The 16,290-nt window shown below is 40.8% G+C and carries 15 protein-coding genes; 4 read left to right on the top strand and 11 right to left on the bottom strand.

The genetic code is table 11. From position 1 onward, the window contains the following. Positions 1 to 13: 13 nt before the first annotated feature. The 6 genes from NYE63_RS17870 to NYE63_RS17895 form a co-directional block, all read right to left on the bottom strand. Positions 14 to 553: a YpoC family protein gene (locus NYE63_RS17870; protein ID WP_342602135.1), complete on the bottom strand. Its 540-nt coding sequence runs from the start codon at positions 551 to 553 to the stop codon at positions 14 to 16. Next, a complete protein-coding gene (nth, locus tag NYE63_RS17875; protein WP_342602136.1) occupies positions 550 to 1,206 on the bottom strand; it encodes an endonuclease III in 657 nt (218 codons plus the stop codon). The genes NYE63_RS17870 and nth overlap by 4 nt, the downstream gene beginning before the upstream one ends. Before the next feature lie 22 nt (positions 1,207 to 1,228). Next, positions 1,229 to 1,924: a DnaD domain-containing protein gene (locus NYE63_RS17880; RefSeq protein ID WP_342602137.1), complete on the bottom strand. Its 696-nt coding sequence runs from the start codon at positions 1,922 to 1,924 to the stop codon at positions 1,229 to 1,231. A gap of 116 nt (positions 1,925 to 2,040) precedes the next feature. Beyond that, complete coding sequence (asnS, locus tag NYE63_RS17885; RefSeq protein WP_063233252.1) at positions 2,041 to 3,333, bottom strand: asparagine--tRNA ligase; 1,293 nt, start codon at positions 3,331 to 3,333, stop codon at positions 2,041 to 2,043. Between the two features lie 254 nt (positions 3,334 to 3,587). Beyond that, the gene (locus tag NYE63_RS17890) at positions 3,588 to 5,444 is read right to left on the bottom strand and encodes a XylR N-terminal domain-containing protein (RefSeq protein WP_342602138.1); all 1,857 of its coding nucleotides are present in this window, start codon (positions 5,442 to 5,444) and stop codon (positions 3,588 to 3,590) included. A gap of 150 nt (positions 5,445 to 5,594) precedes the next feature. Beyond that, positions 5,595 to 7,127 carry a 4-hydroxyphenylacetate 3-hydroxylase family protein gene (locus tag NYE63_RS17895; protein WP_342602139.1) on the bottom strand — a complete coding sequence of 511 codons (1,533 nt, stop codon included), beginning with the start codon at positions 7,125 to 7,127 and terminating at the stop codon, positions 5,595 to 5,597. 205 nt (positions 7,128 to 7,332) lie between these two features. Between NYE63_RS17895 and NYE63_RS17900 the strand changes: the two genes are divergently transcribed. Genes NYE63_RS17900 through NYE63_RS17910 form a run of 3 tightly spaced genes read left to right on the top strand, consistent with a single transcriptional unit; the run spans position 7,333 to position 9,310 of the window. Continuing rightward, positions 7,333 to 8,121, top strand: coding sequence for a fumarylacetoacetate hydrolase family protein (locus NYE63_RS17900; RefSeq protein ID WP_342602140.1), 789 nt, complete (start codon positions 7,333 to 7,335; stop codon positions 8,119 to 8,121). Then, a complete protein-coding gene (locus NYE63_RS17905; protein WP_342602141.1) occupies positions 8,118 to 8,906 on the top strand; it encodes a fumarylacetoacetate hydrolase family protein in 789 nt (262 codons plus the stop codon). The genes NYE63_RS17900 and NYE63_RS17905 overlap by 4 nt, the downstream gene beginning before the upstream one ends. A gap of 17 nt (positions 8,907 to 8,923) precedes the next feature. Beyond that, positions 8,924 to 9,310 carry a 5-carboxymethyl-2-hydroxymuconate Delta-isomerase gene (locus tag NYE63_RS17910; RefSeq protein ID WP_342602142.1) on the top strand — a complete coding sequence of 129 codons (387 nt, stop codon included), beginning with the start codon at positions 8,924 to 8,926 and terminating at the stop codon, positions 9,308 to 9,310. 78 nt (positions 9,311 to 9,388) lie between these two features. Here NYE63_RS17910 and hpaB read toward each other — a convergent pair whose 3' ends face one another. After that, positions 9,389 to 10,861: a 4-hydroxyphenylacetate 3-monooxygenase, oxygenase component gene (hpaB, locus tag NYE63_RS17915; RefSeq protein ID WP_342602143.1), complete on the bottom strand. Its 1,473-nt coding sequence runs from the start codon at positions 10,859 to 10,861 to the stop codon at positions 9,389 to 9,391. A gap of 164 nt (positions 10,862 to 11,025) precedes the next feature. Between hpaB and NYE63_RS17920 the strand changes: the two genes are divergently transcribed. Beyond that, on the top strand, positions 11,026 to 11,895 hold the full coding sequence (locus tag NYE63_RS17920) for a LysR family transcriptional regulator (protein ID WP_342602144.1): 870 nt from the start codon (positions 11,026 to 11,028) through the stop codon (positions 11,893 to 11,895). A 182-nt stretch (positions 11,896 to 12,077) separates the two neighbouring features. Here the strand turns inward: NYE63_RS17920 and NYE63_RS17925 are convergent, their stop codons facing one another. The 4 genes from NYE63_RS17925 to hpaD all read right to left on the bottom strand — a co-directional run bounded on the left by NYE63_RS17925 (position 12,078) and on the right by hpaD (position 16,266). Then, positions 12,078 to 13,643, bottom strand: coding sequence for a cation acetate symporter (locus tag NYE63_RS17925; RefSeq protein ID WP_342602145.1), 1,566 nt, complete (start codon positions 13,641 to 13,643; stop codon positions 12,078 to 12,080). Positions 13,644 to 13,646: 3 nt separating this feature from the next. Beyond that, positions 13,647 to 13,985, bottom strand: a complete 339-nt coding sequence (locus NYE63_RS17930) for a DUF485 domain-containing protein (RefSeq protein ID WP_342605816.1) — start codon at positions 13,983 to 13,985, stop codon at positions 13,647 to 13,649. 196 nt (positions 13,986 to 14,181) lie between these two features. Continuing rightward, positions 14,182 to 15,054, bottom strand: coding sequence for an FAD synthetase family protein (locus tag NYE63_RS17935; RefSeq protein ID WP_342602146.1), 873 nt, complete (start codon positions 15,052 to 15,054; stop codon positions 14,182 to 14,184). 228 nt (positions 15,055 to 15,282) lie between these two features. Beyond that, positions 15,283 to 16,266 carry a 3,4-dihydroxyphenylacetate 2,3-dioxygenase gene (gene hpaD, locus NYE63_RS17940; RefSeq protein ID WP_342602147.1) on the bottom strand — a complete coding sequence of 328 codons (984 nt, stop codon included), beginning with the start codon at positions 16,264 to 16,266 and terminating at the stop codon, positions 15,283 to 15,285. Positions 16,267 to 16,290: the final 24 nt, after the last annotated feature.

The raw sequence follows: 16,290 nt of genomic DNA on the forward strand, positions 1-16,290 counted from the left end.
CTAAGCTTTTAGCTTAGACGTTTTTTTGGCTGTTCTTGTTTTTGATCATGAACTTCACATATTGTTTTTCGAATTCTCGGAACAACTCACTAAGCTGTCTATAAGAATGAAAAAAAGCGGGTCTTGCCAGGATGAAAGAAAGCCTTTCATCCATGTTCACTGGAATATTGTTAAAGGTTTCTATTTGGACCCGGAAATCATTCAATACCACTGGCTTCCCATGCATCCAGAAGACTGCGGTTAAAAATAAACCGATACCCTGCTTCATGAGCCCCAAAGTCTGTCCCACTTTTCGCTCAGAAAATAGCAAACTGCATTCTGAATCAATTCCCTTCCATATTTCCAGCAGTTCCTTTACATGCATTGCCCCCTTAGTCCAAGGAGCATACGCCTCTACATTATTATAATAAAGTAACTCATATGGGAAAGCCTCGAATGGGATCGATTCACTCCAACCTGCATATCGCTCTTTTTCCAAGATGGTTTCCTTTTCAGGAAAAAATAAAGGATGGTCCAGTTCTTCATGGACTTTTAATGATATGGACTGCGTCAATTGGCTTCTTTCCTTTTCATTCTTTTTTTTCCTTCACGGCATAATTCGAGAAGCGGGCAGGTTTCACATTTTGGTGACTGGGCCTTGCAATGATAGCGTCCAAAGAATATCAGGCGGTGATGCGTAACGGACCATTCATTCTTTGGTATCTTAGCCATCAACGTTTTCTCAACATCTAGGACACTATCCTTCCAACGGCATAATCCCAAGCGCTTGGAAACACGCTCTACATGGGTATCCACAGCAATCGCTGGCACATCAAAAGCAACAGAAACGACTACATTCGCCGTCTTTCTGCCAACGCCAGGCAATTTAACAAGCTCATCACGATCTCTGGGAACTTCCTTACCGTATTCTTCGATCAGCATGCGCGACAACTTTTGAATGTTCTTGGCCTTGTTACGAAACAAACCGATTGAACGAATGTCATTTTCCAACTCTTCAATCGGAACGCTTATGTAATCCTCAGGCGTTTTATATTTCTGAAATAAATCCTTCGTGACTTTATTGACTAATACATCCGTACACTGAGCTGACAGGGCAACAGCAACCACCAATTCAAATGGATTGGAGTGATTCAGCTCACAATGGGCATCCGGAAACATTTCACCCATCGTATCCAGACAATATCGAATTTGAGCTTTATTCAACATATTGGTTCTCCTTCAATTTACATTACTGCTCGAGCCAGTTATAGAAAGGCACATCTTTCAATGGTTGTGCAGTTTCCGTCTTTCGGTCCCTCTTTTGGTGAACTCTAAATTTTTGTCCTTGCTCCCTTGCCTGTTCCAAGGTTTTAATTCCATTCTTTTTCCACTCAAATAAAATTCGATCAATGTATCGGAAATTCAATTTTCCGGAAATGACAGACTCCCTTAGAGCTGACTTAATGATCTCAGGTTGATGGTCGTCCTCCATCCACATTGCCAATGTCTCACATTCAAATGGAGATAAAGGGCGGCCAAACTCCTGTTCAAAAATCGTATAAAGGCTCTCCCCCGCTTTTTGGATTTCATCAGACTCTGACTGTTTCAAAGTTTTCAAGAAACAGTCCATCATTTTTTCATAAAGTGGAGACAAGGAATATTTTTCCTGTCCGATTTCTTGGTTCCCTTCAACCACCATTTCAACAAATCCCCTTTGGACCAAACGCTGGATTAAGAAGAGACATTCCGTTTCCTGCAATGTCATTCTGTCAGCAAGTTGGGATGGTGCAGGGAAATGGTTACCTTTATCGATGAAGCTTTGCAATTGTAATAATAGGACCATTTCTTGTTCATTCAGTCCCATCGTACTATAGTTAGTCAACAAAAAGGATGGAATCGTTATCGTTCCTTCCTTAAACCAAGCATATAAATGTTCTTTATTCATGTTTTTGGACACCTCTGGTTAAGTATAACATGAATAAGGCTCCTCGAATAAGTTTATAATTTTAACAAAAAACGGTTATCTGCCCAATATGGCAAGATAACCGCTTCATTACGAGATCAAGGATATAATCGATTTAATAGACGTGGGAACGGGATGGTTTCTCGGACATGCTCGACTCCACTGATCCATGCAACGGTGCGTTCTAAACCCAAACCGAAGCCTGAATGCGGTACAGAGCCATATTTTCTTAATTCCATATACCATTTGTAAGCATCTTCGCTCAAGCCATGTTCATTGATTCTCTGTTCAAGCAATTCCTGATCATGAATCCGCTCTGAACCGCCAATTATTTCCCCATATCCTTCCGGGGCAATCAAATCGGCACAAAGAACGACTTCTTCCCTGTCAGGAGCTGGCTGCATATAAAAAGGTTTAATTTTGGTTGGGTAATGAGTTATGAAAACGGGCTTATCATAACTTTCCGCTATCGCAGTTTCATGCGGAGCTCCAAAATCATCACCCCATTGGATATCGTCAAATCCTTGTTCATGAAGGAACTTAATGGCTTCATCATATGTAATACGCGGGAAAGGAGCTTGAATTTGTTCAAGCTTCGCTGTATCACGGCCAAGTGTATTCAACTCAAGCTGACAGTTTTTCAATACGGATTGGATGATGGAAGAAACGAATTGCTCCTGAACCTCCAGGTTTTCTTTAAATTCGATAAAAGCCATTTCTGGTTCAATCATCCAGAACTCGATTAAATGCCGTCTTGTTTTGGATTTTTCTGCCCTAAAGGTAGGACCAAAGGAAAATACCTTCCCAAGTGCCATGGCAGCCGCTTCCATATAGAGTTGACCACTTTGTGAAAGGTAAGCATCCTCATCAAAGTATTTAGTCGCGAACAATTCACTCGTTCCCTCTGGTGCGCTTCCAGTTAAGATTGGGGGATCCACTTTAACGAAACCTTCTTCATTAAAGAATTCATATGTAGCACGGATTATTTCATTCCGGATTTTCATGACTGCATGCTGCCGTTTTGAACGCAGCCACAAATGGCGGTTATCCATTAAGAATTCAGGACCATGCGCTTTAGGGGTAATGGGATAATCCAATGATTCATGAATGATTTCAATATCTTTCACCTGTAACTCAAAACCGAACGGCGATCGTTCATCCTTTTGAATGACACCTGTTACATACAAGGATGACTCTTGCGAAACCGATTTCGCACGAGCGAAAATTTCTTCACCCACTTCAGCTTTCACGACCACACCTTGAATGAAGCCAGAGCCATCACGGATTTGAAGGAAAGCAATTTTCCCACTGGATCGTTTGCTGGCAAGCCAGCCTCCAATTGTAACTTCTTGATCGACGAATTTGCTAGCATTTTTTATTGTAATTTTCACGGAATTTACCTCCAAAAATAGCTTAACTTACTAATGAATTTACTCTACTTATTATACCCATAGCCCTGCTTACAAGCAAATAAATCAATTGAAGCGGAAGCTCCATGCCTTTTATATCACTCTTATTATGTTCGTATTCTCCAGATTGCATGGTAGATTACTTTTCACTAACGCCCAAGCTCTTATTACATAAAATCATCTCCGTATATGTATCGATCGACCATTTCCATTTTTAAACAAATGGTTGAATCCAATCAACCAATGGTAATCATTTTCGCCTTTAAAAGGGTTTCAAATGATGCATATAATTGAAAAGCACTTTTAGGATTTCTTATTTGGCAGGAAAGCAGCTCTTCAAGTCTTTTGATCCGATAGCGTAAACCACTCATTGAAATGTTCAATTCTTTCATACTGCATTCAAGATTTCCACCGCATTGCAGAAATACATAAAGCGTTTTCAATAATTCATTCATTTTGGGATCATCTTTCATCAATAAAGGACCCAGCATTTTCTCAGCTTTTTGCAGGACCGCTGGAGTACTCCCAGTATGCATTAAAATGGATAGCAGATCGACTTCTTCAAATTTAATGATATCCCGAGTTCCTTCATTCATATTCAAAGCGGTTAAAGCTTCTTGAAAAACATCGTGAGCCCGTTCCAATTCATCACTTATTGTACTAAGTCCCATTTTAAAGTTATATCCGCTGAAAACAGTATATAAATGATTGATGCATTCCTTGGTTCGAAGTTGAAATTCATTTCCAGGACTTAGCGGTATAAGCCATACGATATGACCATCCCTTATGGCTGTTAAGACGACTTGATTCCGCTTCTTAAAGAAACTATTAATCTCTTCGATAATTTTCTGCTGAATGAAATAGTCATTCTCTGTCCCCCGATCGGGGGAAAAACGATAGCCCAGCACCGCAATGGTGAAAGGGTGATCCAATGAAGCGTCTAAATACATGCTTTTTTTGATTATTTCTTCTCTAGTAGCAAACTCTCCATTTAATATTTGCTCAAGAAATAAACCTTTTACCCTTTCAAGTGCTTCAAAACTGCTTTTCTCATTTAAGAGGAATAAGGAACCAGTCATGGACACCCTCTCAAGAATCATTCGATTGATTTCCAGGTTCGTTCTTCCTTCGACTTGATTTGATTGCGCAAAGGCACAATAGCCGTAAGTTTTATTTTGTAACGTAATGGGGGTGTAAAGCAGCTCCATCCCATCTTTTACGATTCTTCCGGTCTCCAAGGTGACAGGACCATTTTCCCTCATCAGTTTGAGCTGATTCCTGACTTCCCTTACCTTCCCTTTGTGAAACCCAGCATGATAAACCTGATTGCCATTGAAATTCTCCATCAACAAAGGTATTTTTGTTTTCTGATAAACCATCCTCACTATCGATTGAAGGCTTCTTCCGTTAATTAACTCTTCTGTCAGCAAATTATGAATATCCATCACTTTTGACAAACTATTGCGTTCCTCCAGCAACTTTTCATATGTTACGGCAAGCTCTTGAACAATCGGTTCGGCTTTATAATATTTCAACTCATCCTGAATCTCCATGCCCCATAAATGTATCGATTTACCTTCGTATCTACACTCTGATTGCCCTGCTCCCTTACAGGCACTTTCCTTGAAAATCACTTCATGACCGCAGACCGTTGAATAAAATCCACTTGCATAACCCGTCAATGTATAACAAACTGGCTTTTCCGCGATGCCTGTTTGGGTGATATGTTCCTGTGCATAGGAATTCACCCAAACCCCTTCCACCTTTACAGAGTGTACTTCCGATTTACTATCCATCGATAATTCCAGATTCATAGTATTAACTTTTGTATAACCTTGCAGCATATGTAAAATGGGGCCTTGCCTCAGTATCTCCTTAACCGTTGACAGATTCCCTTTTAGTGCCTTTTTAGCATCATTAACTCCGATATTCCAGCCATAACGTATTAAAAAAGACTTCATTCTTTCAAATCCAATATTCTCGATCAAGTCCTTTCTTAAGGTACCGAAAATTGAAGAGGAAGTCAGGATCATCCTCTCATCATTTAAATGAATTTCACCATCATCATTCTTAAGATTCAAAAGATTCGTCATGATTCCCCCCGGCTTTCCTTTTACATAATATTATACTTTTTCCACACCTTACCTATCAAGATAAATGTAAACGCATTCATATCATGCAGTGGTGGAAAAACCGGTGGGATTCCGATACAAACCATTCTTTTTCACGTTTTCTTAATCAGATTAATTCATTCGGAGATGGATCAAATCAGCATTAATGCCTTCATCTGCATTTATCCACTTTTCATTTGTCCAGCCATGAAGGTCATAATCGTCCATTGCCAAGTCCACAAAAGATTTGAATTTATCCGATTGTCCATTTAAATCTGCCATTTTCATGGTTTCCAGCCTAATATTTTCATGGTTACCCGCATAATTGATTTCATATAACTCATTCCTGCCACCAAATTCCGTTCCGATAGAATCCCATATAAGTTTCATCAGTTTTACCCTTTCCACTGCCGAAACCCCACCTGAACCCTTATAATATTTATCGAGATACGGACGAACCTCAGGGTTTAAAAAATCCTTGGAACTTGATGGGAGTTGAATGAGATTACCTGCTACAACCTGTTCAAATATCTGTTTCACCTTTGGCCAAACCATAGGTGCGAACACCCTATATGCAGTTGCATATGTGCTATTGGGGAGAACAGTGCCATTCGGTCCTTCCACCGGATCTGTAGCCATCGCTGTCGAGATTGCCCAAAATATATTCCTGTAAGCAAGCACTTCCCCGATATTGGCTTGAACTCCCCTAAATTGATTCGTTCCTGCCATTTCCGTAGCCTTCATCAAAAGCCCAGCCATAAAGTCCAATTTCACCGCATAGCGTGTGCAGCCATGAAATGTATATCGATTCATCCACCCAGTCTTGGATCTAAAACCATTTGCAATTTCCACATTATTATACGCGAATACATTCTCCCATGGGATGAATACATGATCAAGGACGATGACTGTGTCATTCTCGTCGAACCGACTAGAAAGCGGGTAATCGAAAGGAGTGCCTGTCCTCGCAGCCGTTTCTTCAAAAGACTGTCTGCTGATCATTTTTAATCCCGGTGCATTCATCGGCACAAAGAAAATCAATGCATGGCTTCTATCCCCTTCCCTAAGATCGACAGGAGAATAATTCGCGACAAAATTATAATTCGTAAGTGCTGCAGAAGTTCCAACCATTTTAGCTCCACTTACTATTATTCCATCATCCCGCTCTTCCACCGTCCGTACAAATACCTCTTTATTTTCATGTAGCGGTTTATTCCTGTCCATTGCCGGATTTATAATTGTATGGTTACAGAAGGGAACGTCCCTAGTGGTTTTTTCATACCATCTTTTCGCATTATCTTCAAATCCCTTATAAAAATCGCTATACGGTCCCAATGATCCTGTAAAAGCAGCTTTGTAATCAGGGGTACGACCCATGAAACCATAGCTGAATTTTGACCATTCTGCTATGGCATCCCTTGCTTCAAGCAGCTCTGCTGCGTTCTTTGAGGCCTTGAAGAACTTATGGGTAGTATGGCCTTCATCTGTCTTAGTCGTTAAAATCCGTGCCGTAACCGGATCATGGAGAGCATCATATAGTTGGGCAATTGACCTGGCAGAATTGCGATATGCGGGGTGTGTCGTCACATCATCTACCTTATCGCCGTTCAAGAATACCGTTCTTCCGTCTCGTAAACTTTCTAAATACTCATTGCCATTCATCATCGGAACATCCCCCATTCACAATCTTTCAATTTGAATTCCTAGCTTTATACTAACTAAATGTTCAAGGCGTTTTTCTGTTGAAACCCATCTTTTTTCTAACATTTTTTGTCTAATTTTACTGAATAATCTAAAAATGTTGAACTTAAACAAATAATCATATACGATATCATATATGATTATTAATAAAATCAAGGGGTGAGTGTCCATGGCAAAAGCAAGAGTGAAACTCCAAAAGTCAGATTATTCGGAAGAAATGGAAATACTGTCGCACCGATATATTTTAATGAACGGTGAAAAGTATGAGCTATCACAAATCAAGTTGGATAACCCTATTTCAGGAACGGTATATGGCACATTATTAAATTATAAAGGATCATTGGAAGCGTTGAAGGGAAAGATCAACCATCCTCCTTATAATGAACCTCCTAAAGGGCCGATCCTATATATTAAACCTAGAAACACGTTTTCTTCTTTTTCAAATCCAGTTCCTCTTCCAAACGGCATACCTGAATTGGAAATAGGGGCAGCACTTGCAATAGTAATCAGTAAAACGGCCACAAGAGTCAAGAAAGAACATGCGATGAGTTATATAGAAGGTTTTACGATCGCCAATGATGTTAGCGTTCCGCATGAAAGCGTTTTCCGTCCAGCCATCCGCCATAAAGCCCGTGATGGATTTTGCCCGATCGGTCCATGGGTCGTATCTAAGGAATCCATCTCCAACCCCGATTCTTTAAGAATCCGTGTATATATAAATGGAGAGCTAAGGCAAGAAAATTCAACTTCAAATCTAATTCGCTCCATATCCCGACTTATTGAGGATGTAACAGACTTCATGACTTTAAGTACGGGTGACGTCCTTCTAGTTGGAGTTCCAGAGAATGCACCGCTGGCAAAAGCCAATGATCATGTCAGAATAGAAATAGACGAAATCGGATATTTGGAAAATACTATCATTTCCGAGGAAAAACTATCACTGGAGGGGATTTTATGAAGAGAGCACGTGTAGCCTATGCAGGTGCCATACATCCAGCAAGTGAATATTATGGCCAGCTCAAATTGGCGGATGGCCGGGTTGTCAATGAGCAGGATGTTGTCTGGCTTCCCCCTGTGGAACCACGAACTGTCTTCGCGCTTGGCCTGAATTATGCAGACCATGCGAAAGAGCTTGCTTTTAAAGCCCCGGAAGAACCCCTTGCGTTCTTAAAAGGTCCCAATACCTTTATCGGCCACCGGGGACAGACAAGGCGACCTGCTGATGCAGCTTATATGCATTATGAATGTGAACTGGCAGTCGTCATAGGTAAAAAGGCGAAAAACATAAAAAAGGAAGAAGCCTTTAAGTATGTAAGTGGATATACGATTGCAAATGATTTTGCAATACGGGATTATCTGGAGAATTACTACCGACCAAACTTAAAGGTCAAAAATCGCGATACCTGCACCCCCATTGGTCCTTGGCTAGTCGATGCCGAAGATATTCCAGATCCTTCGAATCTTACCATTAAAACTTACGTCAACGGAAAATTGACTCAGCAAGGTAACACGAAAGACATGATTTTCGGCATTGCTGATTTAATTGAATATTTCAGCAGCTTCATGACTTTGAGCCCAGGCGATATCATATTGACAGGCACACCTGAGGGATTGGCGGATACCGCTGTAGGCGATGAAATCATCACTGAAATTGAAGGTATCGGGAAACTTGTTAGCACAATAGTCGGTGACGATATATTTACTGAAGGCGGGGATCGGCCGCACCTAAAAATCCATAATTAACGGAAGGGACTAATCACATGCCTCATATTATTATTGAATATACGGATAATATCAAAGATGAAATCCAGATTGACAGCTTATTAGAGAAGGTGAATGATGTACTGATATCCTATCCTTCCATCTTTCCAATTGGCGGAATTCGATCCCGGGCCATTGAATTGAAGCATTATCGTGTTGCCGATGGTACAGAGGATGATGCGTTTGTTCATGCCATACTAAAAATTGGTGCTGGGCGCCAGGACAGTGATAAAACCAAAGTATGTGACCAACTTTTCGACACGATGGAATCCCATTTGGCTTCCCTCTTTTCAAAAAGATATCTTGCCCTCTCCATGGAACTTACGGAATTCAGTGATTTTGGCACATATAAAAAGAATAATATCCATGATCGATATAATAAATGAACAAGATTTCATATTTAAAGGCCTTCCTCATCATCGGGAAGGCCTTTAAATTAAAATGTTTTGCTACTGCTACCGGGCTCAGTTGATTTCTGCAAGATTTCCAGTACGGTTCAAGAACTCCTTGACACGGTCCACATATTCCTGTTTATCATAGCCGTTATATAAAGCGCTTGCCATACGGACCGGATCCCCAAAAAAGAATCTTTCGTACAGTGTTTGCCTGGATCCAAATGAACTCATGCATACATCCCATGCGAGACGATACAATTTAACCCTGTCATAGGCTCCACCATTCGCGGCTTGAAGATATTTATCCAAATCCGGTCGAAGTTCCGAATTGAAATCAGCTTCATTTGGTATCGCCATTAAGCCACTAGCTCCAAGCAGCTGCATTATTTCACTGAATCTAGGGTAAATCTTCGGATAATAATTACGGGCAATGTTTAACGGTGTGAAATCAGGTGTCATCATTCCCCACTTATCCACTTTCGCGTTTGCCTCCGAAGCTATAATGAAAGCCTTTACCGTTTCAAGTGCTATGATGACTTCCGAGATTTTCTCTTGAACATGCTGGTATTGCCCAATATTGATGGTCTCCACCATTAGTTGCAAAATCCCCAGAATGAACTCGGTTTTTGCGATATTCTTCGATACCACCTGATGGGTCATATGAACAACTGCATTGCTTTCATTATATGCCTGGTTGCAAATGCCGACATCCCCATATGCAAATACCCGATTCCAAGGAACGACTACATCATCAAAAACGATAATCGTATCCATTTCCTCAAATCGTGAACCAAGTGGATGGTCAAAATGTGATTTGCCATAGTCGAATGATTCACGACAGATGAATTTCAACCCCGGTGTATTATTTGGTATGGAGAATGCGAATGCATAAGGGTTTTCTTCTTCTGATTGTTTAAGCAATGTTGAAGGGAAAACCATGATTTCATCCGTTATTCCTCCTTGTGTAGCTAATAATCTGGCTCCCTTTATAATAAGCCCTTCTGAATTCTTGCCAGCAATCCGTGCAGCGATGTAAGGGTCAGGAAGCTTGGCGGCACTAACTCCCCTATTAACCTGGGGTTGAATCAGGGTATGTGTCAGCGACAAATCCTTTTCCCGGCAGAGCTCATAATAATCTTTCATATTTTTAGCAAATGCCGAATCCTGAGTACCAAACATATCAGCTGCAGTACCGTACGCCATCATCCCACTGTTGATATAGTCAGGGGAACGTCCCATCATTCCATTATTATGTCTTGCCCATTCTTGAATCATTTTCCTCCTTTTTTCAAGGTCTTCCTTAGTCCGCGGCTGCATGAATGAGGTCCCTACTCTTTCGTTTGAAGTTGGTGAAATATAAGTCATGATTTCATTTTTTGCGGAATCATGCTGTAGATCGTATAATTCGGCCTGTGTTTTCATGACTCCTTTAAAAGCTGGGTGTTGACTGATCTTATCTTTTACTTGCTCTCCATTGATCCATACATTCGCTTTTGCTTTGTCTACCCTATCGATATATTCTTTACCTGTTTTAGCTGGCATGCTTGCATCCCCCTTGGTTTCAATATAAATGAAGCGCTTACAATTAAATAAATTCCAAATATTGAATTAATTCCTATAACAAAATATACCATGTGTTATGATATATATAAAATACTTAAAAAATTCAATATGTATATGTAAATCATATGTATGAGGTGTATAAAATGGACATCCGGCAGTTAAAGTATTTTGTGACAATCGTTCAGGAGGAACAAGTAACCAAAGCCGCAAAAAAATTACATATGGCTCAACCACCTCTTAGCCAACAACTTAAATTAATGGAAATGGAAATCGGTGAAAAACTATTCGATCGGAATGGAAAGAGACTTGAGCTCACTGAAACTGGCAAGGTCCTATATAAAAAAGCTGAAGCCCTATTGAATCAGTTTGAAGAAACACTTCAGGAAGTGAAGGAAGTCAGTAAAGGGGTAAAGGGCACTCTTTCCATTGGGTCAGTAAAAACTTGCTTTTCTTACATTCCGCAAAGGATGAGAACCTTTAGAGTAAAATACCCTGAAATACGCTTCAAGTTAATGGAAGGTGATACATTCCGTTTGACGGAAGGGTTAATAAACAGGGAAATCGAGTTGGCCATTGTACGGCTTCCAATTAACGGTAAGCAGTTCTCAACGGTTAACCTTCCCCCGGAAGATTTTGTGCTTGTCACCCCAAATGATTGGGATATCCCTGACTCCATCGAATTTAAACAAATTAAGGAATTTCCCCTCCTATTGCTGCATAGGGTAAGCGGTCAAGGTACTTATGAACTTATAGTGGATGAATGCTTCAGACATGGATTTGAACCTACGATTGTATGTGAATGTCCTGATGCTGCAATGATTTTATCTTTGGTGAAGGAAGGAATAGGCGCTACCATCATGCCACGAACCACATCTAAATCGTTTTCAACCCAGGGTATTAAAATAGTCGAATTGATAGATTGTGAAGTACAATCGGAAGCCGCTCTCATTTGGCTCGAAGAACGCTATCTTTCCAAAGGCGCCGTCAAATTTCTAGAAACATTTTCTGAATGAATGACCAGTTATCCTTTTAATATTATTGCATCTGTACCTCTTTCTAATAATCTTTGGTGTTTGTTTGAATTTCTTTATTCAATGAAAAGAAAAAAGCAACCTATCAGTAGATGGCTGCTTTTTCGATCAATTCTCATTTCCCGATGACCTGCGCATTATTTACTGGCATGCTTTTACACCATTCAATGTCGCAAAACACCCTTAACATCATGACCGGTATTGGACTTTACGAGGATTTCATTATAATTGTCTTTTGTAACCGTTTTAAAACCTGCCCTGCGGTTACCGAACAGGGCACCTAAATAGCATGCGAGGAACCCAAGCGGGATGGATACTATTCCTGGTGAATTCAAAGGGAAAATCGGGTCACCTGTCATAATGGTGGCTCCGGGGACCGGGTTCCAGACATTTGGACTTAGTGCCACGAGCAAAAGTGTACCAAAAAGACCTGTCATCATACCGACTATTGCACCGGTTTTATTGAATTTTTTCCAATAGATTGTTAGAAGGATGACTGGCAAATTCGAACTAGCGGCCAATGTAAAGGCAATCGATGCCAGAAACGCTACATTGAATTCCTGCAGGCCTAATGATAAAACGATCGCAAGTGCAGTCACACCAATGGAAGCCCACCTAGCCATCGTCATTTGCTGTTTTTCTGTCGCTTTTCCATCTTTTAATATTTCATTATAAAAATCATGTGAAAATGCCGTAGCACCTGTTAAAACGATTCCCGCAACAACTGCGAGTATCGTTGCAAAGGAAACGGCCGCAATAAATGCGAATAAGATGTCCCCGCCAACAAGTTGGGCCAATAAAGGTGCAGCCATGTTACCCGCTGGATTAGCGGCCATTATATTCGATGTTCCAACCAACTTCGCAGCACCGAATCCGAGAAAAATGACCATGATATGAAAAGCACCCATAATCCACATCACCCAAACAACCGACTTTCTTGCCACTTGTGCATTCGGGACAGTCAAAAAACGTATTAAAATGTGAGGTAGACCTGCCGTTCCCAGAATTAGACCGAGTGATAAGGAAGCTGCATCCCACCCACTGGCATATTTAATACCTGCTTTCAGGTAATCTGCACCCATGGGTGTCGCCGTTTTCATTTCAGTGAATATTCCGATGAAACTAAAATTCAACTTCCACATGACGATCATGAATAATATAAACACTCCGCCTATCAGTAGGATGGCTTTAATGATCTGCACCCAGCTCGTCGCCGTCATCCCCCCAAATAGAACAAACACCAACATGACAATGCCTACGATGATGACAGAAATATTATACGGTATGTCCAAAAGCAATTTAAATAAAGCACCTGCTGCAACAAGTTGCCCCAGCATGTACATGACTGATATCACCAGGGTATTAAATGCGGTCACTCCCCGGACCTGTTTATATTTAAACCTTGTAGTCACCATATCAGCCAAAGTGTATTTCCCTAAGTTCCTCAAAGGTTCAGCCACGAGGAATAACACGACAAGAAATGAAACAAGTGCTCCATACATCAGGAAAAATCCATCATACCCCGTTAAGGAAAATGCTCCAATCAATCCTAAAAACGTGGAAGCCGACATAAAATCCCCGGCCAATGCAAGTCCATTTTGCCTAGCGGTCAACCCGCCACCAGCCGTATAAAAAGAGCCTGCCGTTTTAGTTTTTTTGGAAGCGAAATACGTGATGAAAAGGGTACCTATCGACATTAGCGCAAAGAGAATAATAACTGTCCAATTCATGATTCAAAGCCCTTCTTTCTCGATGATTTCTTTTATTTGTTCATCGATTCTTTCTGATTTCCTTACATATATGCTGCAAACCCATACAGACATAACCGTAATGGAGACACCGTACACCCACGCCCAGGTTATGTCTCCAATGAAAGGGTAATCCAGGATATCTGTGTAAAAAACTAAGAAGGGCAAAAGCAGGGAATATCCCATAAAGAAAATCGTAAAAGGGATGACGAATTTCTTTTTATCGGAAAGCATATTCTGAAACTCTTTGGAGGCAACAATCTTTTCATAATCCACTAGATTAGTTTGTTCCGATTCATCAAGGTTTTTTTCCAACCGAACCATCACTTCACACCTCTTCTGGTATTTATTTTTCCAAGGACGGTACTTTATTCAATGGCACATGTCCCCTCCATCCCAAAATCCAAACTCATCTACTGCAAGCGGGTCTAAAGCCACGTTCCCTTAGCTCTCCGGACTCCTTTTGAACAGACAAGGCAGCAGTAGGTCACCACTGCTGCCCTGTCCCAGACCAAATCTTTTAGTAGGCGTGCACTTTCGAAATAGACCTGGCTCGCTTATCCGTCAACTGGTTCAAATTCATTTTACTTTCACTTTTCCATTTGATATGAATCTTCTTTCCTTCCAAAGGAAAAGAATCATTGAACTGTAAGTGCCAATTCTCTTGAATGGATTCGTCCATTGTTTGATAGGCAATTCCCTCATAAGCATTTCCTTCGTTTTGAATTTCGATTAAATAAACGCCTGGCGGGGGTGTCAGGAATGTTTCCGATAATGTAACTAGAACGTGTTGATTATCCTTGAAATAGATTGTCCCTTGACTTTCAAAATATGTGCCAAGGTATGACGGGATATCTGCGAACCGACCATCCGCAATCAAGTTTCTAAGCATAGTGGAACTTACTTTTTCATGATCAATTTCAAATTTTTTCATTTCCGTCACTTCAAAAAATCGCTTACCTTCGATTTTCAGCGTTTCCATATTTCCTTCCCCTTTATGCCCATAACGGAAATCGAATCCAGCCACGGCATGTTTGCAATTAAATCCACATAGATAATCCTCGATAAAACCAGAAGGTGAAAGATGGGCAAATGCGGAATCGAAGTTCACGACTATCAAGGTTTCTATACCTAAACCCTGCATTTTTTTTACTTTTTGCTCTAAAGGAGTAATGTATGTGTGGGGCGTTTGATCGTTTCCTATGATTTGCTTTGGATGTGGAAAAAATGTCATGACTGCTAATTTCAAATCTTGCTGTATAGCAATCCTTTTGGCTAGATTTATCAATTCTTGATGCCCTACATGAACTCCGTCGAAAAATCCAAGAGCCAGCACACACGGTTCTGCTGTATATATACTGGAAAGTGGGTGCTGATCATGAATGATATCCAAATCCATCTTCCTTCCTTTGCTTCTTGAAAGGTACAATTTAAACTCAGTAAACAGACCTTCCTTGATCCAGCAGTTTTCCCTAAACTATTCACCAATTCTGTTCCCTTAAACGGTGGCAATAGGTCTTGGAACAGGTATATATCCACTATCGCCCAATCCAAATGAACATGAGAGTCAATGTAGGTTTTGCGAAACGCTCGATCATTCATCCTAAATCCCGCTTCTTTTTTAGATGATGAATTCAGGCTTGCTTTTTGCCAGAATCGGTTCTTCAAGAGGAACTTCTTCACCTGATATAATATCAAGAACGGCAGAAGCCTCATCAAACCATGAATCAGGAGCTTTGGCTCCCCAGAATGTCTGACGCCTTGGATCATTTAAATCCCAATGAATCGGTTCCGTATCCGGGTCAGATGTTAAATAATCCCCATTGTATAATTCAATCCTGTGACCGTCCGGGTCTCTTAAATATAGGAAGAATGCATTGGATAGGCCGTGCCTTCCTGGTCCGCGTTCGATGGACTCGGAATATCCCAGAGATGCCAGTACATCACAGGCATGGATAAGTGCAAGGGGGTCAGGCAGAAAGAAGCCTACATGATGAAGTCTTGGTCCGATTCCGTTCATGAATGCCTGGTCATGGACCGTTTGCTTTCTATGTAGCCACGTTGCCCATAATTTGCCCGATTCATCCACTGTGTCTTCCGAGCAGGCAAAACCTAATTCTTTCACATAAAAATCATGGGCTTTTTGCACATTTGGTACACAACAATTCACATGATCGATTCTTTGGACCCTTGAACCCCTATGCATATCGAATCGTTGAAGCAATCTCTCGGCTTTATCCATTTTGCTGAAAAACTCCACTGGCAATCCTGAAATATCCTGAACTCGTAGCGACTTGCCCAGTGCATGCTGTGTTCCTTCCTGCATCCACTTCATTTTCATTCCCTTGGACAGAAAAAAAGATTCCAATTCTTCAAGGTCTTCCTCTTTTTCAACCTTATATCCTATTGCTTCAACGCTTGGCTTTTCTGCCTTTTGCAAGATAAGCGAGTGATGGTGCGCTTCCTCTAAACCACGTAAATATATGTGATCATTCGTTCTTTCCGTTTCAATGAAACCTAAAGCATCCACATAAAAGGCTCTTGATTTATCTAAATCTGTTACATTAAGTATCGTTCTCGCAACACGAATAATAGAAAAATTCATTAGTATTCTCCCCTTCTTTAATGA

The organism is Peribacillus sp. FSL E2-0159 (assembly GCF_038643155.1).
GTDB classification, from domain to species: domain Bacteria; phylum Bacillota; class Bacilli; order Bacillales; family DSM-1321; genus Peribacillus; species Peribacillus simplex.

Coding starts and splice junctions, on each gene's coding strand:
- NYE63_RS17900 (WP_342602140.1), top strand. CDS start 7,333: ATGGCAAAAGCAAGAGTGAAACTCCAAAAGTCAGATTATTCGGAAGAA.
- hpaB (WP_342602143.1), bottom strand. CDS start 10,861: ATGCCAGCTAAAACAGGTAAAGAATATATCGATAGGGTAGACAAAGCA.
- NYE63_RS17930 (WP_342605816.1), bottom strand. CDS start 13,985: ATGGTTCGGTTGGAAAAAAACCTTGATGAATCGGAACAAACTAATCTA.
- NYE63_RS17920 (WP_342602144.1), top strand. CDS start 11,026: ATGGACATCCGGCAGTTAAAGTATTTTGTGACAATCGTTCAGGAGGAA.
- nth (WP_342602136.1), bottom strand. CDS start 1,206: ATGTTGAATAAAGCTCAAATTCGATATTGTCTGGATACGATGGGTGAA.
- NYE63_RS17910 (WP_342602142.1), top strand. CDS start 8,924: ATGCCTCATATTATTATTGAATATACGGATAATATCAAAGATGAAATC.
- NYE63_RS17890 (WP_342602138.1), bottom strand. CDS start 5,444: ATGACGAATCTTTTGAATCTTAAGAATGATGATGGTGAAATTCATTTA.
- NYE63_RS17925 (WP_342602145.1), bottom strand. CDS start 13,643: ATGAATTGGACAGTTATTATTCTCTTTGCGCTAATGTCGATAGGTACC.
- NYE63_RS17905 (WP_342602141.1), top strand. CDS start 8,118: ATGAAGAGAGCACGTGTAGCCTATGCAGGTGCCATACATCCAGCAAGT.
- hpaD (WP_342602147.1), bottom strand. CDS start 16,266: ATGAATTTTTCTATTATTCGTGTTGCGAGAACGATACTTAATGTAACA.
- NYE63_RS17895 (WP_342602139.1), bottom strand. CDS start 7,127: ATGATGAATGGCAATGAGTATTTAGAAAGTTTACGAGACGGAAGAACG.
- NYE63_RS17880 (WP_342602137.1), bottom strand. CDS start 1,924: ATGAATAAAGAACATTTATATGCTTGGTTTAAGGAAGGAACGATAACG.